Annotated in this window: 1 protein-coding gene; it reads left to right on the top strand. The window is 52.8% G+C overall.

Going from position 1 to position 231, the window contains the following annotated elements:
- Window positions 1–231: hypothetical protein (locus tag ACLH1U_RS25280; RefSeq protein ID WP_411299517.1), on the top strand; the 231-nt coding region annotated here is incomplete at both ends.

Below are 231 nucleotides of genomic sequence, written 5' to 3'. Positions count from 1 at the left end.
CTACAAAAGACTGCAAAATCAAACCGTTATGCCGTTATCTGTAGGCCCGCGCAAGCGCAGCGCCGCCGGGCAATCCCTGAAGATTGCACTTTTTTGGGGTTTGCTCCCTCTACCAGGGGAGAGGGCAAGGTCAACGCAAAAAGGCAATGACAATTGCCTTTTTCTGGCTGATGACAAACCTGTTTCGTTATTGTGCTCGCATGTCTGCCGGGTGGCGGCTTTCGCCTTACC

Origin of the sequence: Klebsiella sp. 1SOBk5mer (genome assembly GCF_046603115.1) — a bacterium.
Taxonomy (GTDB): domain Bacteria; phylum Pseudomonadota; class Gammaproteobacteria; order Enterobacterales; family Enterobacteriaceae; genus Klebsiella; species Klebsiella quasipneumoniae.
This window is presented reverse-complemented; position numbering and strand designations above follow the sequence as displayed.